At 73.2% G+C, this 25,826-nt stretch carries 26 protein-coding genes; 7 read left to right on the top strand and 19 right to left on the bottom strand.

From position 1 onward, the window contains the following. Positions 1–54 precede the first annotated feature (54 nt). On the bottom strand, positions 55–621 hold the full coding sequence (locus K8Z49_RS41525) for a DUF1707 SHOCT-like domain-containing protein (protein WP_021597622.1): 567 nt from the start codon (positions 619–621) through the stop codon (positions 55–57). A 204-nt stretch (positions 622–825) separates the two neighbouring features. Between K8Z49_RS41525 and K8Z49_RS41520 the strand changes: the two genes are divergently transcribed. Together K8Z49_RS41520 and K8Z49_RS41515 are read left to right on the top strand one after the other, a co-directional pair. Next, on the top strand, positions 826–1,410 hold the full coding sequence (locus K8Z49_RS41520) for a Uma2 family endonuclease (RefSeq protein ID WP_021597621.1): 585 nt from the start codon (positions 826–828) through the stop codon (positions 1,408–1,410). 23 nt (positions 1,411–1,433) lie between these two features. Then, positions 1,434–2,132 carry a cupin domain-containing protein gene (locus tag K8Z49_RS41515; protein ID WP_021597620.1) on the top strand — a complete coding sequence of 233 codons (699 nt, stop codon included), beginning with the start codon at positions 1,434–1,436 and terminating at the stop codon, positions 2,130–2,132. A gap of 6 nt (positions 2,133–2,138) precedes the next feature. Here the strand turns inward: K8Z49_RS41515 and K8Z49_RS41510 are convergent, their stop codons facing one another. Beyond that, on the bottom strand, positions 2,139–2,630 hold the full coding sequence (locus K8Z49_RS41510; protein WP_412516747.1) for a MarR family winged helix-turn-helix transcriptional regulator: 492 nt from the start codon (positions 2,628–2,630) through the stop codon (positions 2,139–2,141). 65 nt (positions 2,631–2,695) lie between these two features. Between K8Z49_RS41510 and K8Z49_RS41505 the strand changes: the two genes are divergently transcribed. Next, positions 2,696–3,547, top strand: a complete 852-nt coding sequence (locus tag K8Z49_RS41505; protein ID WP_412516746.1) for a TIGR03619 family F420-dependent LLM class oxidoreductase — start codon at positions 2,696–2,698, stop codon at positions 3,545–3,547. Between the two features lie 69 nt (positions 3,548–3,616). Here the strand turns inward: K8Z49_RS41505 and K8Z49_RS41500 are convergent, their stop codons facing one another. The 14 genes from K8Z49_RS41500 to K8Z49_RS41435 form a co-directional block, all read right to left on the bottom strand. Continuing rightward, positions 3,617–4,621 carry a sugar phosphate isomerase/epimerase family protein gene (locus K8Z49_RS41500; protein WP_111831849.1) on the bottom strand — a complete coding sequence of 335 codons (1,005 nt, stop codon included), beginning with the start codon at positions 4,619–4,621 and terminating at the stop codon, positions 3,617–3,619. Between the two features lies 1 nt (position 4,622). Continuing rightward, complete coding sequence (locus K8Z49_RS41495; protein WP_021597616.1) at positions 4,623–5,762, bottom strand: Gfo/Idh/MocA family protein; 1,140 nt, start codon at positions 5,760–5,762, stop codon at positions 4,623–4,625. An 81-nt stretch (positions 5,763–5,843) separates the two neighbouring features. Continuing rightward, the gene (locus tag K8Z49_RS41490; RefSeq protein ID WP_021597615.1) at positions 5,844–6,911 is read right to left on the bottom strand and encodes an ABC transporter substrate-binding protein; all 1,068 of its coding nucleotides are present in this window, start codon (positions 6,909–6,911) and stop codon (positions 5,844–5,846) included. 83 nt (positions 6,912–6,994) lie between these two features. Beyond that, positions 6,995–8,041, bottom strand: coding sequence for an ABC transporter permease (locus K8Z49_RS41485; protein ID WP_244938690.1), 1,047 nt, complete (start codon positions 8,039–8,041; stop codon positions 6,995–6,997). Continuing rightward, entirely contained in the window at positions 8,038–9,555 is a 1,518-nt protein-coding gene (locus K8Z49_RS41480) for a sugar ABC transporter ATP-binding protein (protein WP_021597613.1), read from the bottom strand. The genes K8Z49_RS41485 and K8Z49_RS41480 overlap by 4 nt, the downstream gene beginning before the upstream one ends. A gap of 17 nt (positions 9,556–9,572) precedes the next feature. Then, entirely contained in the window at positions 9,573–10,760 is a 1,188-nt protein-coding gene (locus K8Z49_RS41475) for an ROK family transcriptional regulator (RefSeq protein WP_021597612.1), read from the bottom strand. 207 nt (positions 10,761–10,967) lie between these two features. Next, on the bottom strand, positions 10,968–11,576 hold the full coding sequence (locus K8Z49_RS41470; RefSeq protein WP_024936315.1) for a GTP-binding protein: 609 nt from the start codon (positions 11,574–11,576) through the stop codon (positions 10,968–10,970). Next, positions 11,557–11,952 (bottom strand): DUF742 domain-containing protein, encoded by a 396-nt coding sequence (locus K8Z49_RS41465; RefSeq protein ID WP_033333650.1) that lies wholly within the window; start codon positions 11,950–11,952, stop codon positions 11,557–11,559. Before K8Z49_RS41465 ends, K8Z49_RS41470 begins: the two co-directional genes overlap by 20 nt. A 1-nt stretch (position 11,953) precedes the next feature. Continuing rightward, positions 11,954–12,397 (bottom strand): roadblock/LC7 domain-containing protein, encoded by a 444-nt coding sequence (locus K8Z49_RS41460; protein ID WP_021597609.1) that lies wholly within the window; start codon positions 12,395–12,397, stop codon positions 11,954–11,956. Then, positions 12,394–14,979, bottom strand: coding sequence for a nitrate- and nitrite sensing domain-containing protein (locus tag K8Z49_RS41455; protein ID WP_412521268.1), 2,586 nt, complete (start codon positions 14,977–14,979; stop codon positions 12,394–12,396). Before K8Z49_RS41455 ends, K8Z49_RS41460 begins: the two co-directional genes overlap by 4 nt. A gap of 117 nt (positions 14,980–15,096) precedes the next feature. Next, on the bottom strand, positions 15,097–15,771 hold the full coding sequence (locus tag K8Z49_RS41450) for a GTP-binding protein (RefSeq protein ID WP_021600262.1): 675 nt from the start codon (positions 15,769–15,771) through the stop codon (positions 15,097–15,099). Continuing rightward, positions 15,752–16,135 carry a DUF742 domain-containing protein gene (locus K8Z49_RS41445; RefSeq protein ID WP_021600263.1) on the bottom strand — a complete coding sequence of 128 codons (384 nt, stop codon included), beginning with the start codon at positions 16,133–16,135 and terminating at the stop codon, positions 15,752–15,754. The genes K8Z49_RS41450 and K8Z49_RS41445 overlap by 20 nt, the downstream gene beginning before the upstream one ends. Before the next feature lie 3 nt (positions 16,136–16,138). Continuing rightward, positions 16,139–16,582, bottom strand: a complete 444-nt coding sequence (locus K8Z49_RS41440) for a roadblock/LC7 domain-containing protein (protein ID WP_081842652.1) — start codon at positions 16,580–16,582, stop codon at positions 16,139–16,141. Then, complete coding sequence (locus K8Z49_RS41435) at positions 16,582–19,104, bottom strand: nitrate- and nitrite sensing domain-containing protein (protein WP_412516745.1); 2,523 nt, start codon at positions 19,102–19,104, stop codon at positions 16,582–16,584. Before K8Z49_RS41435 ends, K8Z49_RS41440 begins: the two co-directional genes overlap by 1 nt. Positions 19,105–19,453: 349 nt before the next feature. Between K8Z49_RS41435 and K8Z49_RS41430 the strand changes: the two genes are divergently transcribed. After that, positions 19,454–20,296 (top strand): sirohydrochlorin chelatase, encoded by an 843-nt coding sequence (locus K8Z49_RS41430; RefSeq protein WP_024935427.1) that lies wholly within the window; start codon positions 19,454–19,456, stop codon positions 20,294–20,296. Between the two features lie 55 nt (positions 20,297–20,351). Here K8Z49_RS41430 and K8Z49_RS41425 read toward each other — a convergent pair whose 3' ends face one another. Both K8Z49_RS41425 and K8Z49_RS41420 read right to left on the bottom strand, forming a co-directional pair. Then, positions 20,352–21,149 (bottom strand): enoyl-CoA hydratase/isomerase family protein, encoded by a 798-nt coding sequence (locus tag K8Z49_RS41425; RefSeq protein WP_021598467.1) that lies wholly within the window; start codon positions 21,147–21,149, stop codon positions 20,352–20,354. A gap of 4 nt (positions 21,150–21,153) precedes the next feature. After that, positions 21,154–22,056, bottom strand: a complete 903-nt coding sequence (locus K8Z49_RS41420) for an SDR family oxidoreductase (RefSeq protein ID WP_021598468.1) — start codon at positions 22,054–22,056, stop codon at positions 21,154–21,156. Between the two features lie 247 nt (positions 22,057–22,303). On the opposite strand from K8Z49_RS41420, the gene K8Z49_RS41415 reads away from it, so the two are divergent. After that, positions 22,304–23,371 carry a hypothetical protein gene (locus K8Z49_RS41415; protein ID WP_021598469.1) on the top strand — a complete coding sequence of 356 codons (1,068 nt, stop codon included), beginning with the start codon at positions 22,304–22,306 and terminating at the stop codon, positions 23,369–23,371. A 14-nt stretch (positions 23,372–23,385) separates the two neighbouring features. On the opposite strand, the gene K8Z49_RS41410 is transcribed toward K8Z49_RS41415, so the two are convergent. Continuing rightward, positions 23,386–24,069: a DedA family protein gene (locus K8Z49_RS41410; protein ID WP_075022134.1), complete on the bottom strand. Its 684-nt coding sequence runs from the start codon at positions 24,067–24,069 to the stop codon at positions 23,386–23,388. Positions 24,070–24,142: 73 nt separating this feature from the next. Here K8Z49_RS41410 and K8Z49_RS41405 point away from each other — a divergent pair, with 73 nt between their 5' ends. Further along, positions 24,143–25,051, top strand: a complete 909-nt coding sequence (locus K8Z49_RS41405; protein WP_412516744.1) for a glutathione S-transferase family protein — start codon at positions 24,143–24,145, stop codon at positions 25,049–25,051. 61 nt (positions 25,052–25,112) lie between these two features. Further along, positions 25,113–25,784 (top strand): AIM24 family protein, encoded by a 672-nt coding sequence (locus K8Z49_RS41400; RefSeq protein WP_021598472.1) that lies wholly within the window; start codon positions 25,113–25,115, stop codon positions 25,782–25,784. The last annotated feature ends 42 nt before the right edge of the window (positions 25,785–25,826 follow it).

Below are 25,826 nucleotides of genomic sequence, written 5' to 3'. Positions count from 1 at the left end.
TACGGACATCCGCGTGAACGGCGGCCGATGGGGCCGCGGGAGCGTTCTATCACTTCACGGGCGACGTATCCGATCTTTCGCTTCGATCGTTCCCTTGTAGGCGTAGCCGCGGACGTGGACGACCGGCGCACCGGGCCGCGGATCGCCGTGGACCTCCGAGGACACCCCGAGGCCGCCGGTCTCCACCCGAACGCCCGGCGGCACGATGATCTCCACGTCCGACTTGTAGGCGAGCACGCGCAGGACGGTGAGCTCGGCCTCGAAGTCGGCGGTGCGGAGGTCCAGCGTTCCCGTCCCCTTGTAGACGACGGTCGTGAACTGTGCCGGGAGCCGCCAGCATCCGGCGCGCGTGACCGAGCCCTTGTAGGCGACCTGGAACCGGCCCGCCGGCCCGTGCCCGGCGCCCGGCGGGGCGACCCGGCCGGACGGCAGGTCGGCGGCCACCGTCCCCAGCTCGTCATGGGTGCGGGCGGCCAGGACGGTGTCGATGCGCTCGTCGAGTTCGGCCTCGCTGAGGCGTCCCTCGGCGAAGGCGGTGTGCAGCCGGACGAGCATGTCGTCCCGGTCGCGGTCCGAGGCGCGCAGTGCGACGGGGGGCTGGGGGTGCTGCTCGACGCTCATCGCATCTCTCCTTAGCGGGTCCGCCTCCGCAGCCTGCACCCTCCCGTGGGAGGAGGGTCAATACGCGATGTATCTTAACTTGTCGTCGCTCGGCTTTCGAGACATTCGGCCGCATCCCGACGCGCGATCACGGCTGCGGCCTTTCCGGACGGCCGTCCGCTAGATTCGGAACAGCCCGTTGATCGAGGTGAGGGGGGACGATCCATGGGCGGGACGCTCGGCCGCGCGCACGGCCCGTACACGCTGTACGACCTGGACGCGCTCCCCGAGGAGGGTCGCCGCTACGAGCTCGCCGACGGCTGGCTGCACGAGCTGCCGGGCGACCTCTGGCACGACCACGCGGCCGAGCGGCTCAAGGCGATCCTCAAGGACGCGGCCCGTCAGGCCGACGCCGACGTGCACATCGCGGGCGCGCCGCAGGACGTCACGACCCCGGCCGGCGTCCGCAAGCCGGACGTCTTCGCGGTCGCGCGGGACGTCGCGCGGGCCGCCCTCGAACGCCAGACCCGCACCTACTACGGCCCCGACCTCATCCTGGTCGCCGAGGTCGTCACGCCGCGCACGGTCAACGAGCAGATCGACCGGGTCCGCAAGGTCGACGAGTACGCCACGACGGGCATCCCGCACTACTGGCTGGTCGACCTGGAGCCCCGGCCCACCCTCACCCTGATGGAGCTGCGGGACGGCCGCTACGAGCTGACGGGCAAGGCTCGCTCCGGCGAGACCGTCACCCTCGACCGCCCCTTCCCCATCGCGTTCGACCCGGCCCGCCTCTCCGAGATGGAATAGCCCCGACCCCCTAGGCTCGACCCGTGCTGCTGATCACCACACTCGACGCCTGGCGGGCCCAGGCCGGCCCGAGGTTCGTCCTGTCCGAGGCGGGTGCGGTCTGGGCGCCGGACGACGAGCCCGGAGTGCTCGCCGTGGCCGACGACGTGTTCGAGGACGGCCAGGTCGTCGCCGTCACCCTCGACCCGGCGCCCGGCGCCCTGCCGCCGCGCGGGATCATCGACCGGACCACCGCGTCCCGCGTCCGGTACGTGCGGCGCGGCCCGGACGGGAGGCACGTCGCGGTGCTGGAGCGACCCGCGACCGCCGAGGCGCTGGACCTGCTGCCGCACCCCGAGGGCGGCTGGTTCCGGGAGACCTGGCGGTCGGACGCGGCGTTCACGCCGGACGGCTACCCGGGCGAGCGGGCGAGCGCGACCGCCATCTACTTCCTTTTGCCGCCGGGAGAGGAGTCGATGTGGCACGCCGTCCGGTCCGCCGAGGTGTGGCTGTGGCACGCCGGCGGCCCGCTGACGCTGCTGCTCGGCGGCGAGGGGGAACGGCCGTCCGAGACGCCCGAGCGGATCACGCTGGGGCCGGACGTGGCGGGCGGGCAGGTCCCGCAGGCCGTCGTGCCCGCGAACGCCTGGCAGGCCGCGCGCCCGGCCGGGGACGAAGAGGTCCTGGTGAGCTGCGTCGTCTCCCCCGGCTTCGACTTCACCGACTTCCGCGCCCTGCCCTGACGCGCGTCAGCCCGCGCTCTTGCGGCGCGGGCGCACCGCCTGCTCGGCCCAGAACGGCTCCATGACCCGGCCTATCGCGCGGACGAGGACGCGCAGCTCCTCCTCGTCCAGCGGCCCGAACACCTCGTCGCCCACGCGGTCGGCGGCGGCCCGGGCGCGGCGGTGCAGGGCGCGCCCGTCCTCGGTGATCGCGACGGAGTAGCGCCGCCGGTCGCGCGGGTCGCGGGCGCGCTCGCACAGGCCGCGCTCCTCCAGGTCGTCCACGAGCCCGACCATCAGCGTGGGGTCGAGCAGCAGGTACCCGGCCATGTCCTGCTGGCTGAGCGTGCCGGACGAGTCGAGCATCGCCAGCACCAGGAAATGCCGCACCCGGATGCCGAGCGGCCTCAGTTCCTCTTCGACCCGCTGCTCCATCCACCATCCGCACTTGGACAGCTGGAAGCCGGCCAGGGACGCGAGCCCTTCCGGCAGCCCGCCCCGCGGGGGACCTTCCACCATGGCGACATGGTATATCGGATCGATCATCGGTTGACTCGATCGTAGAAAAGTTCGACTATTGATGGATGCCACCGACCATCGGGCTCTTCGCTCTCAACATGTACGCGTGCGCCGAGCCGCGCACCGCCGCCCGCGTCGCCGGGCTCGCCGAGGACCTCGGCTACGACTCCGTCTGGGTGGGCGACCACGTCGTCCTGCCGAGGCCGCGGCTGGACCCGTCCCCCGCGGAGCCGGACGCGCCGTTCACCGACCCGCTGGTCGCCCTCGCGCACCTCGCCGCGCGCACCGAGCGGATCGCGCTCGGCACCGGCGTCGTCGTCCTGCCGCAGCGGAACCCGCTGGTCCTCGCGAAGCAGCTGGCCAGCGTCGACGTGCTCAGCGAGGGACGGCTGATCTTCGGTGCCGCCGCGGGGTACCTGGAGCCGGAGATGCGTGCCGTCGGCGTCTCCCCCGAAGGACGCGGCGCCCGCGCGGACGAGTACCTCGCCGCCATGCGGTCGCTCTGGTACGACGACAGGCCCGCCTTCCAGGGCCGCCATGTGCGGTTCGAGGGCGTGGACGCGTATCCGCGTCCCCTCCAGCGCCCGATCCCCGTCGTGACCGGAGGCCACGGCCCCGCGGCGCTCCGCCGGGCCGCCCGCCACGCGGACGGCTGGTACGGATGGATGGTCGGGCGCCGCGCCGCCGCCGACCTGATCCCCCGGGTGCGCGCCCTCCGCGAGGAGGCCGGCCGGGAACCGCTGCACATCTCGGTGAGCCCGCCGAAGCTCCCGGACGCCGAGTTCGTCCGGGTCTACGGCGAGCTGGGGGTGGACCGCCTCATCGTCGTCCCGCCCATGGGCGTCCCGGCGGCCGAGCTGGAGCGGTTCGTCGAGGACCACGCCCCCGCCAGGCTGGGCGCCCGCCCCGCGTCGTGAATGAGCGTCACGAGGGGAGCGGCGCGCCGCCCGCGTGCGTGGCCTCACGGGGGGCGGCGCGCCGCGGGCTCAGTCGGACGAGAAGGCGGAGTCGAACGACGCGGTCGGCGGCTCCATCGCGTTGAGGCCGCGGACGAACTCCAGCGCCTCGGGGGCGCCCTGGAGGCGGTCCATGCCGGCGTCCTCCCACTCGACCGAGATCGGGCCGTCGTAGCCGATCGCGTTGAGGGCGCGGAAGACGTCCTCCCACGGGACGTCGCCGCGGCCGGTGGAGATGAAGTCCCAGCCGCGCCGCAGGTCGGCCCACGGCAGGTGGGACGACAGCCGCCCGCGGCGGCCGTCGCCCGTGCGGACCTTCGTGTCCTTGCAGTCGACGTGGTAGATCCGGTCGCGGAAGTCGAAGAGGAAGCCGACCGGGTCGAGCTCCTGCCAGACGAAGTGCGACGGGTCGAAGTTCAGCCCGAACGCGGGCCGGTGCCCGATCGCGTCCAGCGTCCGGACGGTCGTCCAGTAGTCGTAGGCGATCTCGCTCGGGTGCACCTCGTGCGCGAACCGGACGCCGACCTCGTCGAACACGTCCAGGATCGGGTTCCAGCGCTCGGCGAAGTCGGCGTAGCCGCGCTCCACCATCGCGTCGGGGGTGGGCGGGAACATCGCGACCGTGTGCCAGATCGACGACCCGGTGAAGCCGACCACGGTGCCGACGCCGAGCTTCGCCGCGGCCCGCGCGGTGTCCTTGATCTCCTCGGCGGCGCGCCGCCGGACGCCCTCGGCCTCGCCGTCGCCCCAGATCCGGTCCGGCAGGATCGCCCGGTGCCGCTCGTCGGGGTTGTCGCAGACGGCCTGCCCCACGAGGTGGTTGGAGATCGCGAACACCTTGAGGTCGTGCTTGGCGAGCGTCTCCAGCCTGCGCGGGACGTAGCCGTCGTCGGCGACGGCCTTGTCGACCTCGAAGTGGTCGCCCCAGCAGGCGATCTCCAGGCCCTCGTAGCCCCAGCCGGACGCCAGCCGGCAGACCTCCTCGAACGGCAGGTCCGCCCACTGGCCGGTGAACAGGGTGATCGGTCGTGCCATCTCACTCGCTCCCTTCGACATCGACCCAGCGGCCGGACGCCGCGCTGTCGGCGACCGCGGCGAGGACCCGCTGCACCTGCAGGCCGTCGGCGAACGACGGGCGCGGGTCGGCGCCGTCCGCGATGGCGGTGAGCAGGTCGGCCAGCTGGTGGGTGAACGTGTGCTCGTACCCCAGGATGTGGCCGGGCGGCCACCAGTGCCCGGCGTAGGGGTGGACGGGCTCGGTGACGACGATCCGCCGGAAGCCCGCGGTGCGCGGGTCCTCGGCCGCGTCGTGGAACCACAGCTCGTTCAGCGATTCCAGGTCGAACGCCAGGGCGCCGGACGAGCCGCTGACCTCGATCCGCAGCGAGTTCTTGCGCCCGGTCGCGAACCGGGTGGCCTCGAACGTGGCGAGCGCGCCGGCGTCCGTCCGCCCGATGAACAGGGCCGCGTCGTCCACGGTGACCCGCGCCGTGCCGCCGCCCGGCACCGGGCGCTCCGGGACGAAGGTGTCCAGCAGCGCCGACACCCCGGCGAGCGACTGCCCGGTGATGAACTGCGCGGTGTCGATGATGTGCGCGCCGATGTCGCCGAGCGCGCCCGACCCGGCCTTGTCGCGGTCCATCCGCCAGGTGAAGGGCGCCTCCGGGTCGGAGAGCCAGTCCTGGAGGTACTGGGCCCGGATGTGCCGGACGGTCCCGATGCGGCCCTCGTCCACGAGCTTGCGGGCGAGCGTGACGGCCGGGACGCGCCGGTAGTTGAACCCGACCATCGACCGGACGCCGCGCGCGCGGGCGCGCTCCGCGGCGGCGGCCATCGCCTCCGCCTCCGCGACGGAGTTGGCGAGGGGCTTCTCGCACAGCACGTGCTTGCCCGCGTCGAGCGCGGCGACCGCGATCTCGGCGTGGCTGTCGCCCGGCGTGCAGATGTCGACGAGCTGGACGTCGTCGCGGCGGAGGAGCTCCTTCCAGTCGGTCTCCACCGTCGCCCAGCCGAGCGCCGCCGCGGCGGCGCCGGCGCGCTCCGCGGAACGTCCGGCCAGGACGGCCATGACCGGGGTCAGCGGCGGCCCGAAGAACGGCCCGACGCTGCGCCACGCCTGGGAGTGGGCGCGCCCCATGAACGCGTGCCCGACCATCCCGACTCCGACGGTCGTCATATTCGCTCACCTCTCTGTTCCTGGCCGGTGCGCCCGCCCCGGAGGGGAAGGGGAGGCGGGCGCACCGACGCCCCCGTGCCTCTAGGATTCGAAGCCGAGCGGCATGTACTGGTCGACGTTGTCCTTGGTGACCGTCTCCGACGCCAGCGTGACCGACTGGGGCACCTGCAGCTCGACCAGGTCGGCCATGCCCTTGCCCTGCGCGATGAGCCGGCCCAGCTTGATCGCGGACGCGGCCATCGTCGGCGGGTAGGTGACGGTCGCCTCCAGCACCCCGCCGCCCGCCTTGATCTCGCGCATCGCGTTGGCCGACCCGGCGCCGCCGACCATGAAGAACTCCTTGCGGCCGGACTGCTTGATCGCGGCGAGCACGCCGACGCCCTGGTCGTCGTCGTGGTTCCACATCGCGTCGATCTTCTTGTGCGCCTGCAGCAGGTTGGAGGCGACCTGGTTGCCGGACTCGACGGTGAACTTCGCGTCCTGCTTCGCGGTGACGGTGAAGCCGTAGGACTTCAGCGCGTCCGCGAAGCCCTTGCTGCGGTCCTGCGTCAGCGGCAGCGTCGCGATGCCCTGGATCTCCACGATCACCGGGTTCGAGACGCCCTTGTCCTTCAGCTTCTTGCCGATGTAGTGGCCGGCGGAGACGCCCATGCCGTAGTTGTCGCCGCCGATCCACGACCGGTACGACAGCTTGTCGGGGAAGACGCGGTCGAGGTTGACGACCGGGATGCCGGCGTCCATCGCCTTGCGGGCGACCTGGTTCAGCTGCTCGCCGTCGTTCGGCAGGATGACCAGCACGTTGACCTTCGCCCGGATCAGCGACTCGACCGCGGAGATCTGCTGGTTGATGTCGTTGGTCGGCTCGACCGGCTTGAACGTCACGTCCTTGTACTTCTTCGCCTGGCCCTCGGCGTTCTTGGCGATCGCCGCGATCCAGCCGTGGTCCGCGGCGGGCGCGGAGAACCCGATGGTGACCTGCTTGCCCTGCTTGTCGTTGTCACCGCCGAGCGACCCGGCCTGGGCCGCGGGGCTCGGGTCGTCCTCGCTGTTGCTCGTGCAGGCCGCGGCGAGGCTGCCGGCCGCGACGACCGCGCCGCCGAACAGGACGCCTCTGCGGGTGGGACGGGGGCCCTGCTGATGATCACGCATGACGTGCTCCTGATTGGTGGGATGGGGCGTCCCGCGCCGCGCGGTCCCCGACACGCGCGGCACCGGACGTGGGGTGGGCGGGGTCAGGTGGGCGAGCGGAGCCCGCGGCGCTGCAGCAGCACGGCGATCACGATGATCACGCCCTTGGCGATCAGCTGGTCGCTGGTCTGCAGGCCGTTCAGGATGAACAGGTTGGTGATGACGGTGAACACCAGCACGCCGAGGATCGACCCGACGACGGTGCCGCGCCCGCCGGTGAGCAGCGTCCCGCCGATGATCACGGCGGCGATCGCGTCCAGCTCGTACAGGTCGCCGTGGGTGCTGGAGCCGGTGGTGGTCCGCGCCATGATGATGATCGCGGCGATGCCGCAGCAGAACCCGGACAGCGCGTACAGCAGCAGGGTGTGCCGGCGGACGTTGATGCCGGCGAGCCGCGCCGCCTCCGGGTTGCCGCCGACGGCGAACGTCCGGCGGCCGAACGTGGTGCGGTTGAGCAGCAGCCACCCGGCGATCGCGACCGCCGCGAAGATGTACACGACCAGCGGCAGCCCGAGCAGCCTGGTGGTGGACAGCGCCTCGATGGCGTCGTTCTCCGGCCGGACGAGCTGGGTCTTGCGGTCCGACATCCGCTGCGCCAGCCCGCGCGCCGCGACGAGCATCGCGAGGGTGGCGATGAACGGCACCAGCCGCCCGTAGGAGATCAGCAGCCCGGTCACGACGCCCGAGCCCGTCCCGACGAGGATCGCGCACAGCGCCATCACCCCGGACCCGTAGGACTGCGTCGCGACGGTGGTCGCCCACACCGACGCCAGCGCCATCACCGACCCGACGGACAGGTCGATCCCGCCGCCGATGATGACGAACGTCTGGCCGACGGTGATCACGCCGATGGTGGCGGCGAGGGCGAGGATGCCGACCACGTTCCCGGACGTCGCGAAGTTGTCCGGCTCGGTCACCAGCCCGACGACCGCGAGCAGCACCAGCGCGGCGACCAGCCCGAGATGGTGGATCTCGCGGCCGCCGGCGCCGCCGTTGCGCCCGAACGGCCGCCACGGTCCACCGCCGCCCGGCCTCATCTTCGTCAGCGGGCCGAGCGCTCCGCCGCGCTCGTCCAGCCCCGTGTCGGTCATAGAGCGCTCCCCTCCATGATCATGTTGAGTACGGTGCCCTCGTCGAGGTCGCGGGCGTCGCCGGTGTGCACGACGCGGCCCTCCCGCACGACGAGGACGCGGTCGGCGAGGCCGAGCACCTCGGGCACCTCGCTGGACACCAGCAGCACCCCGATCCCGCTGTCGGCCAGCCGCCGGATCACCGCGTACAGCTCGGCGCGGGCCCCGACGTCCACGCCGCGGGTCGGCTCGTCCAGGATCAGCAGCCGCAGCCCGGACGGGTCGAGCAGCCACCGGGCCAGCACGACCTTCTGCTGGTTGCCGCCCGACAGCGTCACGACGGGGCGTCTCGGATCGGGCGGCCGGATGTCGAGCGCCTCGATCTGGCGGCGCACGTCGGCGACCTCGCGGCGGCGGTTGAGCCAGCCGAACGAGGCGTACCGGGTGAGCCCGGCGACGCTGACGTTCCCGGCGACGGTCTCGTTCATCAGCAGCGCCTGGCTCTTGCGCTCCTCCGGCGCCATGCCCATACCGTGCCGGACCGCCGCGCCGGTGTCGCCGGGACGGACGGGCCGCCCGTCGACGAGCACCCGCCCGCGGGCGGCCCGCCGGGCGCCGTAGACGGTCTCCAGGATCTCCGAGCGCCCGGAGCCGACGAGCCCGGCGAGGCCGACGATCTCGCCCGCGCGGACGGTGATCGACACGTCCTCGAAGGCGCCGGGCAGCGTGAGGTGCTCGACGCGGAGCACCTCCGGCCGGTCGTCCGCGGGCTCGGGCCGCTCCGGGAACACGTACTCCACGTCGCGCCCGGTCATCAGCGACACGATCTGGTCCGTCTTCGTCGTCCGCGCGGGCAGGCCGCCCGCGACGGACCTGCCGTCCTTCAGCACCGTGACCCGGTCGCCGATCTCGCGGATCTCCTCCAGGCGGTGCGAGATGTAGACGACGGCGACGCCGGCGGCGGTCAGCTCCCGGATGATGCGGAACAGGTTCCCGACCTCGTCGTGGGCGAGCGCGGCCGACGGCTCGTCCATCACGATGAGGCGGGCGTCGTGCGACAGGGCCCGGGCCATGCTGACGACCTGCTTGCCCGCGGCGGGCAGCCGCCCGACCTCGCGCCGCGGCGGGATCTCCCCGTGCCCGAGCCGCCCGAGCAGCTCGCGCGCCGCCCGCTCGGTCTCGGCGCGCCGGGTGAACCCGTAGGCCGCGCGCTCGTGGCCGAGGAAGATGTTATCGGCGACCGACAGGCCGTCCACCAGGTCGAGCTCCTGGTAGATGGTCGCGATCCCGGCCCGCATCGCGGCGGTCGGCCCGGCGAGCCGCACCGGCGCCCCGGCGAAGACGATCTCGCCCGCGTCGGGCTGGTGCGCACCGGCGAGCACCTTGATGAGCGTCGACTTCCCGGCGCCGTTCTGGCCGAGCAGGCAGTGCACCTCGCCGGGGCGGACGTCGAGGTCGACGCCGTCCAGCGCGCGGACGCCGGGGAACTGCTTGACGATTCCGCGCATCAGCAGCAGCGGTTCGGGCGTACCCATCGGGCCTCCTCGGGGGGTCAGGACGCGGAGAAGACGTGGTCGCTGATGAGGCGGGCGCCGCCGACCACGCCGGCCGCGCCGGCGAGCTCGGACAGCACGATCGGCAGGTTGCCGGTCGCGAGCGGCGCGGACCGGCGGTAGACGACGCTGCGGATCTCGGCGAGCAGCGCGTGGCCGAGGCCCGCGACGCCGCCCGCGATGATGACGAGGCCGGGGTTGAAGAAGCTGACCAGCCCGGCGAGCACCTGCCCGACGTGCCGGCCGCCCTCCCGGATGATCTGCACGGCGACCGGGTCGCCCGCGGCGGCCGCCTCGCCGACGTGCTCGGCCGTCAGCTCCCCGTGGGTCTCCAGCAGCGCGGCGAGCTGCGCGGACTCCCCCGACCGGGCCGCGGCCTCGGCGTCCCGGGCGAGCGCGGCGCCGCCGAAGTAGGCCTCCAGGCAGCCGGCGTTGCCGCAGGCGCAGATCGGCCCGTCGTCGTCGACGCGGATGTGCCCGATGTCCCCGGCGCTGCCGGACACGCCGCGGTAGATCGCGCCGTCCACCACGATGCCGCAGCCGATGCCGGTGCCGATCTTGACGAGCAGGAAGTCGTCCACCGCCCGGGCGAGCCCGGCGTGCAGCTCGCCAAGCGCCATCAGGTTCACGTCGTTGTCGACCAGCACCGGGCACCCGAGCTCCTGCCCGATCGCGTCCCGCACCGGGAACCGGTCCCAGCCCGGCATGATCGGCGGGACGACCGGCATGCCGTCGCGGAAGCTGACCGGCCCGGGGACCCCGATGCCCGTCCCGTGCACCTGCGGGATGAGCCCCTCGTCCCGGAGCTTGCCGAGCAGGTCCAGCGCCCGGTCGAGGACCACTGTCGCGCCCTGCCGGACGTCGCACTGCTCGCTGACGTGCCCGAGCACCTCCAGCGCGCCGTCGGTCACCGCGACGTCGATCGAGGTGGCGCCGATGTCGAAGGCGACGAACCGCAGGCTCGGCGCCAGCCGGACGATCCCGGACCGCCGCCCGCCGCGCGAGGCGGCCAGCCCCGCGCCCTCGACGAGCCCCAGCTCGACGAGCCGGTCCAGCTCGACGGCCAGCTTCGAGCGCGACAGCCGGACGACGTCGCCCAGCTCGGCGCGCGAGCGCGGGCCCTCGTCGCGCAGCAGCCGCAGCAGGCGTGCCTGATGCACGTTCTGCGGACGAGCCGACATGCGCATCACGCCGTCCTCTCGGGATCGCTCCCGGGGCCGTGTGACCCCGGTCTCATGGCCGAGACCGTAACCCGCTTTCGCCGCTTTGAGAAGACCTTTTCCCTAGATCATCCAGACTTTCTCCACCCAGAGGACAAAGTAACGAACAAGCAACGGCCCCGGCCACCGCGCGGAACGCGGCGGCCGGGGCCGTGAGAGGTTGAGGGGTTCGGGTTAGTAGCTGACCGTCTGGCGGCCTGCGGCCATGGTGCGCATGATGTGTTCGACGAGGGTGATGAGGACGCGCTTGGCGTCCTCGCGGTCGCGGACGTCGCAGGAGATGACCGGGATGTCGGGGGACAGGTCGAGCGCGTCGCGCACTTGGTCGGCGGAGTGCCGGCCCGCACCGTCGAACCGGTTCACGCCGATGATGAACGGGACGCCGCGGCGTTCGAAGTAGTCGACCGAGGCGAAGCAGTCGGCGAGGCGCCGGGTGTCGACCAGGACGACCGCGCCGAGCGCGCCCTTGGCCAACTCGTCCCACATGAACCAGAAGCGGTCCTGGCCCGGGGTGCCGAACACGAACAGCACCAGGCCGTTGGGCAGGGTGATCCGCCCGAAGTCCATGGCCACGGTCGTGGTCGTCTTGGACGCGACGGCGGTCGTGTCGTCGACCCCGATGCTCTTCTCGGTCAGCGCCTCCTCGGTGCGCAGCGGCCGGATCTCGCTCACCGCACTGACCAGGGTGGTCTTGCCGACACCGAAACCGCCGGCCACGAGGATCTTTACCGTCAGCGCCGAGTCGCCCTGATGGGCGGCCGGCTCAGAGCGCACGGATTCCATCGATCACTTCCTTGAGTACGCGCTCGCTGGGGAACTGCGCCACCGGCGCGGGTCGCCGGACCTGTATCAGCGAGTGGTCGAGCAGGTCACCGAGCAGGACACGGACGACCCCGAGGGGAAGTTCCAGATCCGACGCTATCTCGGCGACCGACAACGGGGTGCGGCAAAGCTCCAGGATCATGTCATGTTCTGGCTCCGGCGCCCATGGGTTCGCCGGAAGGGCATGGGCGTCGTCCGCGGGCTCCGGCGGGTCCGCGACGGCGATCAGCGCGACGAGGTCGAACTCGACCCCGTCGTAGTGCGTCCGGCCTCCGGTGAGGGCGTACGGGCGCACGACGGGGCCCGCCGCGTCGTCGTACCATCCCGCACCGCTCATCTCACCGGCCACCGGTCTCGGAGCCGACGCGCGGGTTCGCCGACAGGTGCTGGCCGACCCGGGAGACCAGCATCGCCATCTCGTAGGCGATGATGCCGAGGTCGGCGTCGGCGGCGGCGAGGACGGCGAGGCAGGCGCCCCGGCCGGCGGCGGTGACGAACAGGAACGAGGACTCCATCTCCACGATCGTCTGCCGGACGGGGCCGCCGCCGAACGACTCGCCCGCCCCCCGCGCGAGGCTCTGGAAGCTGGCGGCCACGGCGGACAGGTGATCGGACTCCTCGGCGGAGAGCCCGCTCGACGCGGCCATCCGCAGCCCGTCGCTCGACAGCACCACCGCGTTCTGGACCGGGGCGACGCGCTGCACGAGGCTGTCGAGCAGCCAGTTCAGCTCACCTCCGGCCGCGCCTGGGAGCTCGGCGCCGGAGTGCTGGGGCTGTGTCATGGGGTGTCGTCCTCCTGGTGAGGTGGGGTGTCGGCGGGGTCCGTGCCGGCCGCGTCCTGCCTGCCGCGCTGCCAGCCGCGCTGCATGGCGGACATCATCGATCGCATCGTCTCGGGCGAGCGGCCCGCGAGGTCCTCCGGTGCCTCGCCCGTGGGAACGGTCCCTTCCGGTGCGCCGCCGCCCTCCGGGGGCGGCACGTCCGTCGGGACGGGCGCGGCGAGCGGCACCGCCGGCTCGGGAGCGGGCGGCGGGGCGGCCGGTTCGTCCGGCGGGGCCTGGCCCCGCTCGGCGAGATGGGCGTCGACCCGCTGCTTGAGCTGGGGTGCCAGGTGGGTCTGCCGCCTGCGCTTCGGCAGGTCGCCGTCCTTCAGCGGCGGCGCGGGCTCGGGCGGCGCCTCTGCCCGCGCGGGTTCCGGCGCCGGGGGCGGGGGCTCCGCGGCGGGCGGTGCCGCCTCCGGGGGCAGGGGCTCGGCCTCGGCGACGAGCCGGACCACGCCGCCGGACTCGGCCGGGCCCGCCTCGACCGCCGCCCGGCCCGGCGCGGACAGCGCCGCGTTCTGGTCGGACAGCACCTCCATCGGCCCGGTGGAGCGGCGCACGGCGGATTCCGCCTCGGCGCTGTCCACGATGAGCGACCCGGGGATCAGCGCGATCGCGGTCGTCCCCCCGTACGGGGACGGGCGGAGCGTGACGGTGATGTCGTGCCGCTGGGCCAGCCGCGCGACGACGAACAGCCCGAGCTGGGCGCTGTCGGACGGGTCGAACTCGGGCGGGTTGGCGAGCCGCTCGTTGGCCGCGCGCAGCGCCTCCTCCGTCATCCCGAGGCCGCGGTCCTCCACCTCGATCGCGAACCCGCTGGCCACCGGGTGGCCGCTGACCCGCACCGGCGACTGCGGCGGCGAGAACGTGGTGGCGTTCTCCACCACCTCGGCGAGCAGGTGGATGACGTCGGCGACGGCGGAGCCGAGCAGCGCGATGCGCGGCAGCGGCTGCACCCGGACGCGCGGGTAGTCCTCGACCTCGGCGACCGCGCCGCGGACCACGTCCACCAGCGGGACGGGACGGCGCCAGCCGCGCCCGGCGCTTTTGCCGGCGAGGATCACCAGGCCCTCGGCGTGCCGCCGCATGCGGGTCGCGAGGTGGTCGAGGCGGAACAGGTCCGACAGCTCCGAGGGGTCCTCGGTGCGGCGCTCCATGCTGTCGAGCAGGCTGAGCTGCCGGTGCAGCAGCGCCTGGTTGCGGCGCGCGAGGTTGACGAACACCTCGCTGATCCCGCGCCGCGCCGCGACCTCGCCCTCGGCGGCGACCAGCACCGCCTCGCGGGCGCGGTCGAACGAGTCGGCGATCTGCCGGATCTCGGTGATGTGGTACTCGACGTCGGGAACGGGCTCGGGTTCGGGGGGACCGCCGGCGCGGATCTGCTCGGCGAGCATCGGCAGCCGCTTCCTGGTGAAGTCCACGACGCCGGCCGCGAGCGTGCGGCACTCGCGCAGCAGCCGCCGCGACACCCGCGCCGCGATCAGGGCCGACAGCAGGATGGCGAGCAGCCCGAGCCCGCCGGCGACGGCGAGCCGCCCGAACGTGTCGATGGCGACGCCCTGGGCACGGCCGACGACCTCGTCCAGGGTCCTGTTCTCGAACTTGTACAGGCGGCCGTTGGCGGTGTCGGCGACGGACCGCCACACGGCCGGCTCCAGGGTGCGGGGGCCGGAGCCGCGCGCGGCGCGTCCCGCTCCGGCGGCGCCGCCCTGCCCGGCGGGCGGGCGGGTCCGGCGCGCGGCGGCCCTGGCCGGCGGGTCGGCGCCGCCGATCACCTCGTCCTCCAGCCGGCGGAGCTGGATGAACTGCGGCGAGGCGACCAGCTTCTGGTAGCCGGCGCGGGCCTCCTCCGGCAGGTTCAGCGCGTTGTCGGCGTACAGCGTCCGCTGCGCCCCGACGAGCTGCGCGAACTCGCCGCGCTCGGCGGCGGTGATGCGGCCGGAGGCGAGCGCGCCGGTCAGCAGGGCGTCCTCGCGGTTCATGAACTCGCGGGCGCGGCCGACCGCGATGAGCGTGCGGGTGTCGGCGACGATCCGCCCGTCGCCGGGCGTCGCCGACAGGTAGACGGCGAAGGCCGCGTCGACGATGGCGTTGTAGCGCCGCAGCACGTGGGCGCGGTCGGCGACGCGCTCGTCCACGCTGCTGCGGATCCCCTCCAGGGCGCCGATCTGCTGCACGAGCGCGTCGATCCGCCGGACGGTCTCGGGCAGGATCGAGTCGCGCAGCCCCTCGTCCCGGCCTCCCGCGCGCACCTCCTCGGCCGCCTTGTCGGTGGCCTGCCGCTGCGTCCGCATCACCCCGAGGTCGACGGTCTGCGCGCCGCCGAGCTCCGCCGTCGACAGCCGCCGCTCCTTCTGCACGGCGTCGATGAGCCGCTGCGCGGGCAGCACCGTCTTCTCCTGGAACTTGCGGCTCTGCAGGAGCACGTGCGCGTCCCCGTAGGTGATCCCGGTGAGGAACGCCCACAGCGACGCGAGCGCCAGCAGCGGCACGACGACCAGCAGGCTGATCCTCGCCCGGATGGAGGAGAAACGGGGTCTCATCACGGCCGGCGGACCCTGCTCACCGGCGCGCGCGCCGGCGTCGCCTTCGGCATTGGGGGGCGGAACATGCGGGGGAAACCTCCCGATGCGTGGAGTACGGGGGTGTGCGGGAGCCTACTACGTCGCGGGTTCACGATGATCGAGGATCCGATCACCGTCCGCCACCTCCCCCGGATCGGATTCCTCGTCCGGCCAGGTCAGCACGTGCTCCATCAAAGCCACGAGCACTTCCTTCGACGATTCGCGGCGGCGGACGTCGCAGAGCACCACCGGAACGCCCGGGTCGAGGTCGAGCGCGATGGCGATGTCCTCGGCCCGGTGCGTGCGCCGCCCGCCGAAGCAGTTCACCGCCACCACGAACGGCAGGCCCCGGCGCTCGAAGTAGTCGATCGCCGGGAAGGAGTGCTTCAGCCGGCGGGTGTCGGCCAGCACGACGGCGCCGATCGCGCCGGACGCCAGCTCGTCCCACATGAACCAGAACCGCTCCTGGCCCGGGGTGCCGAACAGGTAGAGCAGCAGCTGGTCCGACAGGGTGATGCGGCCGAAGTCCATGGCGACCGTCGTGGTGCCCTTCGCGCCGACGCCGGAGACGTCGTCCACCCCGACGCCGCGGTCGGTCAGCGGCTCCTCGGTGTGCAGCGGCCGGATCTCGCTGATCGAGCCGACCATGGTGGTCTTGCCGACGCCGAACCCGCCGGCGATGAGGATCTTCGTCGTGACGAGCGGGCGGGCCGCGGCGCCGAAGGGCGTCCGGCCGGCGTCCGCGGTTCCCTCAGAGGGCGCGGAGGCCATTGAGCACCTCCCTCAGCACGCCCTTCGGGGGGCGGCGGCCCGCGGTGGCCGGCTGCGCCTCGGCGACCACCGCGACGAGTCCCTCGTCCCGCAGGTCGCCGAGCAGCACCCGGACGACGCCGATCGGCAGCCCGAGATCGGCGGCCAGGTCGACGACCGGCACGGGCCGCGCGCACCCGCGCAGCACCCGCGCGTGGTCGGGGCTGTAGCGCAGCCGGTCACCGGCGGGGACGCCGGTGGCCGACACCACCGCGATGAGCTCGAAGCCGGCGCCCTCGGGACGGGTCCGGCCCCGGGTCATCGCGTACGGTCGCACGACCGGACCGGCCTCCCGGTCCAGCCACCGTTCTGCCGGCGGGGTCATCGGTCAAAAGCCCCGCGACCCGGGCCCTCCGAACCCCTGGCCGCCCGGCTCGCCGGCGAACCGCGGGCTCGCCTGCAGATGCTGACCGACCCGCTTGACCAGGACCGCCATCTCGTAGGCGACGAGGCCGGCGTCGGCCTCCGCCTCCGCCAGCACGGCGAGGCAGGTGCCGTCGCCCGCGGCGGTCACGAACAGCAGCAGCGCGTCCATCTCGATGATGGTCTGCCGGACGTTGCCGCCCGCGAAGTGCCGGCCCGCGCCGCGGGCGAGGCTCTGCACGCCGGACGCCAGCGCGGACAGGTGCTCGGCGTCCTCGCGCGCCAGCTCGTTGGACGCGGCCACGGCCAGCCCGTCACGTGACAGGATCACCGCCTGCCGCACCGTCGTGACCCGCTCTGCGAAGTCGTTGAGCAGCCAGTTCAGCTCACCGGTCACGGTGTTGTGCATCATCGGGTTCCCTCATCCCCCACATCGGACGCGCGTCCGCGCCGCCATCCCTGCTGTATCGATGCCATCAGCGAGCGTGCCTCCTCGGGCGAGCGTGCGACACCCCCGGCCGTGACTCCGCCGATCCTGGGCGGTGCCGGGGGGCTCTTGCGCAGTTGCGGGGCCAGGTTCTCCTGCCTGACCCGGCGCGGCAGGCCCGCGTGGGTTCCCGCGGGCTGCCAGTCTTCGTCCTCCTCGCCGGGCCCGTCCGCGTCCGCCGGCTCGTCGTCCGGCGGAGGGACGGCGTCGTCCGACCAGGGGTTCGGGGCGGGACGCGGCGGGGAGGCTTGCGCCGGCCGGTCCGGCGCGCCCCATGGCACCGCGGGCCCGGTGAGCTCCGGCAGCGCGGGCGGCGCCTCCAGGTGGCCGCCGGCGCCCTCCAGGTGGCCTGGTGCGGCGGCGTCGCGCAGCGGGACGACCGCGTCGGCGCGGGGCGCGGGCACCAGCACCGCCTCCTCCACGTCCTCCTCGTCGAGGCCGTCGGTGACGGTGTCGAGCGGGGACCGCCCGTCGTCGGGTAGGGCGGCGTCCTCGCCGGGACCGGAGGCGGGCGGCAGCGTCCCGGCGACCATCTGCTCGGCCGGCACCACCAGCTCGTGCGGCAGCAGGACGATCGCCGTCACGCCCCCGTACGGGGACCGCTGCAGCGTCACCGAGATCTCGTGCCGGGCGGCGAGCCGCGCGACGACGAACAGGCCGAGCTGGTCGGTGTCGACCAGGTCGTACTCCGGCGGCTCGGCGAGCCTGCGGTTGGCCTCGGCGAGCAGCTCGGGCTTGACGCCGAGGCCGCGGTCCTCGATCTCGATGGCGAACCCGGTGCCGACCCGGTCGGCCATCACCCGGACCTCGGTGTTGGGCGGGGAGAACGCCGCGGCGTTCTCGATCAGCTCGGCCAGCAGGTGGATGACGTCGGTGACGGCGGCGCCGACCAGGCCGTCCTCGGTGTCGGTCAGGACCGTGGCCCGGGTGTAGTCCTCGATCTCCGAGACGGCGGCGCGCAGGACGTCGGCGATCCGCACGGGCTCCCGCCAGCCGCGGCCGGGGGTGGCGCCGGACAGGATGATCAGGCTCTCCGCGTGCCGCCGCATGCGGGTGGTGAGGTGGTCGATCCGGAAGAGGTCCTCCAGGTCGTCGGCCTCGGCGCGGCTCTCCAGGCCGTCCAGCATCGTCAGCTGGCGGTGCAGGAGCGACTGGTTGCGGCGGGCGATGTTGAGGAAGATGCGGCTGACGCCGGCGCGCAGCTCGGCCTGCCCGACGGCCGCGTCGACCGCGGTCCGCTGCACCTTGGCGAACGCGTCGGCGAGCCGGGCGACCTCGGTGGTGCGCCCGGACTCCAGGGGCGGCGCCTCCGCGGCGACGTCGACGGTCTCGTTGCGGCTCAGCCGCCGCACGACGTCCGGGAGCCGCTTGTCCGCGACCTCCTCCGCGGACCCGCGCAGCCCGACCAGCTCCCGGACGAACCCGCGCGCGAAGCGCAGCGACAGCAGCACCGAGGCGAGGATCGCCAGCAGGCCGAGGCCGCCGACGACGCCGAGCCGGATGTAGGCCTTCCGGCCGAGGTCGTCGGCGTGCTCGCCGGCGCGCTGGGAGTTGCCGAGCACCATCTTGTTGACCGACAGGACGAGCGGCTCCGCCGTCCGCTGCCAGTCGGCGGCCCGGACGGGGATCGGACGGCGCGGATCGGCGTCGGCGATCCGGTCCTCCATGGCCCTGAAGTTCTGGTACGCCGGGGCGGCGAAGACCTGCGCGGTGCCGGTCCGGTAGACGACGGGGTCGAGCAGGGAGCGCTGCTTGATCCACTGCTGGCGCTGCTCGCCGACCATCTCGGTGAACATCCGGTGCTCGGCGCGGCTCATCCGGCCCTTGGTGATGAACGCCGCCGCGACCAGCGCGTTCTCCCGCTGCAGCAGTTCCATCGCGCGGCCGGCGTGCCGGGTCGACAGGGTCCAGTTGTAGAGCTCGGAGTCGTCGATGACGACGAGCGCGTCGTAGAGCCGGTGCAGGTCGTCGACCATCGTGCTGTAGCCGTTGATCGCGGTCAGCCGGTCGATGGAGCGGGCGTCCACGGCGGCCCGGATCCCGCCGAGGCCGCCGAGCGCCCGCAGGACGTCGGTGACGCGGCTCTCCATCTCGGCGTCGGTGGCCTCGCGGGCGGCGGCCGAGGTGGCCTCGCGGCGGAAGTGCTCGACGGCCTCGTCCAGGCGGTTGCGCTGGGTCAGCAGGGCCGCGGGCGTGCCGCCCTCGGTGGAGCGCGGGCTGCTGAGGAACACGGCCGACGCCTGGCGCTCCCGGCCCAGCTCGACCAGGACGCCCTGCCCGCTCGGCGCGAACTTCCGGTCGAGCGTGTGGTACTTGCGCTGGGCGAGCGCGTCGCGCCCGGTGACGTTGGCGGCGTATCCCCACAGCGCCACGAGCGACAGCAGCGGCACCAGCAGCAGGGCGGCGACCTTCGAGCGGATCGACCGCGTACGGGGGGATTTCATGTGACCTCGAACGTTCCGGCACGGAGGGTCCCTGGATCATAAAGGCCGTCCGTAACGAACCCGCAACCCCTTTGGCGGCTTTCGGACGCATTGCCGCCATTCCGCGCCACCTGCGGCAATGCCCGCGGGCCAAGCGATCTTGAGGAACTGAGGGAGGAAGATAGCGGCAAATCCGGACAACTTACTTCATTTCCCCCTGTCCCTCGGGAGCATTGCGCCATACTCTGCTTCTTCACCCACCGCTCGCGTCGCGGCCGGCACGGGAAGGAGAGCGGCGATTCATACAGGCAACGACGACGGCCGGACCGGGAGGACGGTTCCCGGGCCGGAGGGCGTTACGATGCCCGCCGTGAGTCCCGAAAGCCAGGCACCCGAGGCACTGCCGTCGCGACGGCGCCGCACACCCCGCGGCGGCCGGCACCGCGGCGACGAATCCTTCCTGCTGCCCCCCGGATCCCCCACGCTCGTCCTGGCCGTCCCCGGTCCCGCCCGGCGCGCCGGCACCGAGGTCGCCGCCGAGCTCGCCCGGCTGGTCGAGATCGAGCACACCGGCCAGCCCGCGCGCGTCGCGCACCTGGAGGGCGACGAGGCCGGCCTGCACGGCGTCCTCGCCGGCCTGCGCCGGCAGGACGACGAGCTCGCCGCCGTGGTGGTACCGCTGTCCACCGGCCCCGACCGGGCCCTGGACGCCGCCGTGCACGCCGCCGTGGCGAACTCCCCCGTGCGCGCCGTCGCCGCCGAGCCGCTCGGCCCGCACCCGCTGATCGCCGAGGCCCTGCACGACCGCCTCGCCGACGCCGGCCTCGCCCGCGCCGACCGGATCAGGCTGATGACGATGGTGACCGCCGCGTCCGGCGTCATCATCGCCACGCCCGGCGACGCGACCGCCGTCCGGCAGGCCGAGGTCACCGGCGTCCTGCTCGCCTCGCGCCTCGCGGCCCCCGTCTTCACCGCCTCGCTGAACGACGAGTCGTCCGTCAAGGGCGCCGCCGAGCAGCTGCGCATGGCCGGCGCCACGTCGATCGCCGTCGCCCCGCACCTCATCGGCCCGGAGCAGGAGGCGGCCCTCGTCCCGGCCGCGGCCGCGATGGTGGGATCCGCCCACTCCGCCCCCCTGGGCGCCCACCCCGCGCTGGCCCGCCTGACCGCCCTCCGCTATGTCGAGGCGCTCTCCACGGCGCTGGCCGACTAGCCCTCCGCTCGCCGCTGCCGCGAGCCCAGGGGCCGGCCCTGGGCTCGCGCCGGCGTCAGCGGTTCTTGAATCGGGGCGTGCGCTTCTCAAGGGTGGCGGTCATGCCCTCTGCGAGGTCTTCGGTGAAGAAGGCCAGGGTCTGGACGGCCGTTTCCGCCTGGAGCTGCCGCCGGAGGCCTTGGACGTCCAGGGACGCGTTGAGCAGCTCCTTGGTGCGCCGCAGGCCGTAGGGCGACTTGGCGAGCAGTTCGTCGGCGAGGGCGTGGGCGGCGGCCAGGTCCCCGCCCTCGGGGGCGATCTCGGTGAGGAGGCCGAGCGCGTCGGCGCGGTCCGCGTCCAGGCGCTGGGCCCGGTAGGCGATCTCCGCGGCCTTCGCCGGGCCGACCAGCCGGGGCAGCAGCCACGACAGGCCGCAGTCGCCGGCCGACAGGCCGAGGTTCACGAACGGGACGACGAACCTCGTGGTCGGGTCGGCGACGCGCAGGTCGCCGGCCAGCGCCCAGGAGACGCCCATGCCCGCGACCGGGCCGTGCAGGGCGACGATCACCGGCTGCGGGATCTCCCGCAGCCGGGCGGTGACCTCGCCGCCGCGCGCGATGCCCCGGTAGAGCCGCTGCGCGCGGCCCTCGGCGGTCTCGCCGCCCGGGTCGCCGCCCTGGATGTCCATGCCCGAGCAGAAGCCGCGCCCCTCGCCGGTGAGCACGACCACCTGGGTGTCCGGGTCGCGCGCCAGCTCGTTGAGGACGTCGAGCATCTCCTCGGTCAGCGCCCCGTCGACGGCGTTCAGGCGCTCCGGGCGGGACAGGGCGATGGTGAGCACCCCGTCCCGCCGGTCGAGCTTGATCCCGCCCAACGGCTCAGGAGGTGAGCTGCTGGATCAGCGGGCCCATCTGCTCGCCCACGTTGCGGTACACGGTGAGCGGCTCGCCCGCGTTGATCGCGGTCCAGTTGTCCCGGACGTCCTCGACCGAGAGCGTCTCCTTCTGGCCGTAGCCGGGGCCCTCCGCCACGAGGATCTTCGCGATCCGGCCGCCGCCGACGGTGTAGACCTCGCCGGAGTCCTCGTTGGACTCGTGGACGAGGTAGGCGACGAGCGGGGTGACCTGCTCGACGCCGAGCTTCGCGGCGAAGTCGGCGGGGAGCAGGTCCTCGGTCATCCGCGTCCAGGCGACCGGCGCGATGGCGTTGGCCTTGATGTTGTACTTGGCGCCCTCGTGCGCGAGGGTCTTGGTGAACCCGACCAGGCCCATCTTCGCCGTGGAGTAGTTGGCCTGGCCGAAGTTGCCGAACAGGCCCGCCGGCGACGAGGTGTTCACGATGCGGCCGTAGCCCTGCTCGCGCAGGTGCGCCCACGCGGCGCTGGACACCAGGAACGAGCCGCGCAGGTGCACGGCGATCACCGCGTCGAACTCCTCCGCGCTCATGTTCTTGAACGACCTGTCGCGCAGGATGCCCGCGTTGTTGATGACGATGTCGACCTTGCCGAACGCGTCCAGGGCGGTCTGCACGATCGCCTGCGCGCCCTCGGGGGTCGCGACGTTGTCGGGGTTCGCGACGGCCTCGCCGCCGTTCTTGGTGATCTCGTCGACGACCTCCTGCGCGGGGCCGGCGGAGGCGCCGGCCCCGGACCGGTCGCCGCCGAGGTCGTTCACGACGACCTTGGCGCCGCGCGCGGCGAGCTCAAGCGCGTGCTGCCGGCCGAGGCCGTGGCCCGCCCCGGTCACGACCGCCACGCGGCCGTCGTAGCGCAGTTCCGACATCTCGTGTCTCCTCACATCGCACCGACTACGCCCCCAGGTAATCATCAAGGGGTTACCCAGTGGTACCAGTAAACCGAATCGCGCTCGGCCGCGACCCTCCGGGGTCACGCGTCCCGGCTGGACGCGAGGGCCGTCCTGCGTACGATGGGGCATGGGGGGAAGTTGCGCCGTATGCCGCATTCGGGCGGGGCGGCGGCGTAGTCTCCCCACTCATCGGAGCCGCAGGAGCAACGGAGGTCCTCTCTCGATGAGTTCCGCCGAGCCGTTCACGCCGTCCCCGCGCCGCTACCGCGTCGTGCAGTGGGCGACGGGCACGATCGGCCGCAGCGTGATCCGCGGCGTGATGGACCGCGACGACATGGAGCTCGCCGGCGCGTGGGTGCACACCCCGGCCAAGGTGGGCGCCGACGCCGGGGTCCTGGCCGGGCGCGCCCCGATCGGCGTCGCCGCGACCGGCGACCTCGACGACATCCTCGACCTGGACGCCGACTGCGTCATCTTCGCCGCGAGCCCCGTGCACGACCGGTTCGCCGAGCTGGACACGCTCTGCGCGCTGCTGTCGTCCGGCAAGAACCTGATCTCGCTGAGCGGCCTGGTCTACCCGCGGGCGCACGGACCGCACTTCGTGAACGAGCTGGAGCAGGCCTGCAAGCGGGGCGGCGTGTCCGTGCACGGCAGCGGCGTCAGCCACGGCTTCATGGCGGACGTGATGCCGCTGATGCTGGCGCGGCTGTCCCGGCGGATCACGCACGTCTACGCCCGCGAGTGCACCGACTTCGCCCGGCACCCGTCCTGGCGGATGGTCCACGGCATGCTCGGGTTCGGCAAGAACGAGGAGGCGTACCTGCGCTCCCTGCGGCCGAGGCGCGCCGCGATGCGGACGCTGTACTCCGAGAGCCTGCACCTGGTCGCCGCGGGCCTCGGCGTCGACCTCGACGAGATCGACGTGGACGCCGCCCACCGGCTCGCCCGCACCGACCTCGCCACCGCCGCCGGGCCGGTCCCGCGCGGCACGGTCGCCGCGGCCCGCTGGACGTTCAGCGGCATCGCCGCCGGCCGGCCCGTCATCACCCTGGAGATCGTGCACAAGGCGAACGCCGCGCGGATGTGCGGGGAGTGGGGGCGGCCCGGGTACTCGCTCCGCGTGGACGGCCGCCCGTCGCTCACGCTGGCGGCCGACCGGGACTGGGCCTCCGACGAGATCTCCGCGGCGACCGCGCACGCGCTGAACTCCGTCCCCGCCGTGTGCGCCGCCGAGCCCGGCATCCGGACGTACCTGGACCTGCCCATGATCAGCGGCCGGATGCACCTGTAGCTCCGGCACCGGGGTCACGGAAGAGTGCGCGCCGGCTCCGCTTCGGGCATGCCCGCCGCCGCCTCCGCCGCCTCCGCCGCGGCCTCCTCGCGGGCCTCCAGGCGGCGCTTGCGGACGCTCCACACGGCGAGCGCGACGACCGCCGCCACCGCCAGCCCGATCGCGAGGCCCCGCCCCGCGAGCTTGGCCGCGTGCTCGAACGCGGCGCCCGCGAAGAAGCCGCCGAGCGTGAACGTCACCACCCACGTCACGCCGCCGATGACGTTGAACAGCAGGAACGTCGGATACGGGAGCCGCGAGCTGCCCGCGAGCGCCGGCATGAGCGCCCGCAGCAGCGCGGTGAACCGCCCGATGAACACCGCGAACGCGCCGCGCCGGCGGATCAGGTCCTGCGCGCCCGCGACCTTGGCGCGGTGTCTTCGCATCACCTTGACGTCCAGCAGCCGCGGCCCGTACCGGCGCCCGACCTCGTAGCCGACCGAGTCGCCCGCGACCGCCGCGACCACCGCGATGGCGAGCAGCGCCCACAGGGACAGCACGTGCTGGCTCGCGAGGACGCCGCCGACCACGATCGCGGTCTCGCCGGGGAACACGAACCCGACGAACAGCGCCGCCTCGGCGAACACCAGCGCTGCGACGATCAGATAGATCATGGCGGGTGGGAGCCCGTCCACCAGGGCGTTGAACTGCTCGAGCATGGACCCCCGCATCCCGTTTGACATCGATCGCCGACGGTTATGGTAGCCGCGGGCGACTCGCGGAGGAGACGGCATGAGCGTGCAGGAGGTCGAGGGCGGCCGGTTCGTGCGGCAGCCCAACCGGTTCACCGAGCGGATCACCGCCGACGGGTCGAGCGGCCTGCCCGCCGAGCCCGGCCGGTACCGGCTGTTCGTCTCCTACGCCTGCCCGTGGGCGCACCGGACGCTGATCGTCCGCCGCCTGCTCGGCCTGGAGGACGCGATCTCCGTCGCGGTGGTCGACCCGATCCGGGACGAGCGCGGCTGGCGGTTCCCCGACCGCGACCCCGTCACCGGCGCCGTCTTCCTGTCGGAGCTGTACCTCGGCACCGACCCGTCCTTCGAGGGCCGCTACACCGTCCCGTGCATCTGGGACACGCGGACGGAACGCCTGGTCACCAACGACTTCCCGAACATCACCACGATGTTCGAGACCGAGTTCACCGCGTTGCACCGCCCCGGGGCGCCCGACCTGTACCCCGAGGGGCTCCGCCCGGAGATCGACGAGCTGAACGAGCTGGTGTACACGACGGTCAACAACGGCGTCTACAAGGCCGGGTTCGCCACCTCGCAGGACGCCTACGAGGAGGCCTTCGACGCGCTCTTCGACACCCTCGGCCGGCTGGAGGAGCGCCTCGCGTCCCGCCGGTACCTGTTCGGCGACGCCATCACCGAGGCCGATGTCCGCCTCTACCCGACGCTCGCGCGCTTCGACGCCGTCTACCACGGTCACTTCAAGTGCAACCTGCGGCGGCTGACCGACTACCCGAACCTGTGGGGCTACGCCCGTGACCTGTACTCGGTCCCCGCGTTCGGCGAGACGACGAACTTCGACCACATCAAGCGGCACTACTACGTGACGCAGCGCAACATCAACCCGTCGGGTGTCGTCCCGAAGGGGCCGCTCGTGGACTGGACCAGCCCGAACGACCGGGGACGTTGACGGCGTCCGCCTCGTTATGCTGACAAACCTCCAGTAATCCCACGAGAGGCACGACCCGACCATGCGCAGCCAGTTCTTCGGCAACCTCGATCAGGGGCAGCAGCTCCCCGGCCACTTCGCGCTCCAGAACTCCAAGATGCTCCGGATCCACCTGAACGGGGACGTGCTCGCCCGGCAAGGCTCCATGGTCGCCTTCCAGGGCCAGATGGAGTTCGACTACGAAGGCGCCGGCGGCATCGGCAAGTTCATGAAGAAGGCCCTGACCGGTGAGGGCGTCCCCACCATGCGCGTCAAGGGGCAGGGCCTGCTGTTCGTCGCCAACGACGCCGATGACATCCACCTGTTCTACCTGGAGAACGAGGGCATCACCGTCAACGGCAAGAACATCCTCGCCTACGACCCGCACCTGCAGTCCGACATCCAGCGGGTCCAGGGCGCCGGGATCGCCGCGGGCGGCCTGTTCAACACCACCCTCACCGGCACCGGCTGGGTGGCGCTCACCACGCACGGCACCCCTGTCATGCTCGACTGCGGCCGCGCCCCCACGTTCGCCGACGGCCAGTCCGCGGTCGCGTGGAGCACCAGCCTCCAGGTCGGCGTCAACCGCACCTTCAAGGCCGGGGCCCTGATCGGCCGGGGCAGCGGCGAGGCGATGCAGCTCGCCTACCAGGGCCAGGGCTTCGTCCTCATCCAGGCCAGCGAAGGCCCCACGGTCGCCCCGCACACGCACTGAGCACGCCGGTGACCGATCAGTTGATCTTGCCGAAGGCGCGGC

This window comes from Actinomadura madurae (genome assembly GCF_047130825.1).
GTDB lineage: Bacteria > Actinomycetota > Actinomycetes > Streptosporangiales > Streptosporangiaceae > Spirillospora > Spirillospora madurae.
The sequence above is the reverse complement of the archived record's forward strand: the minus strand, read 5'-3'. Positions and strand labels throughout refer to the sequence as shown.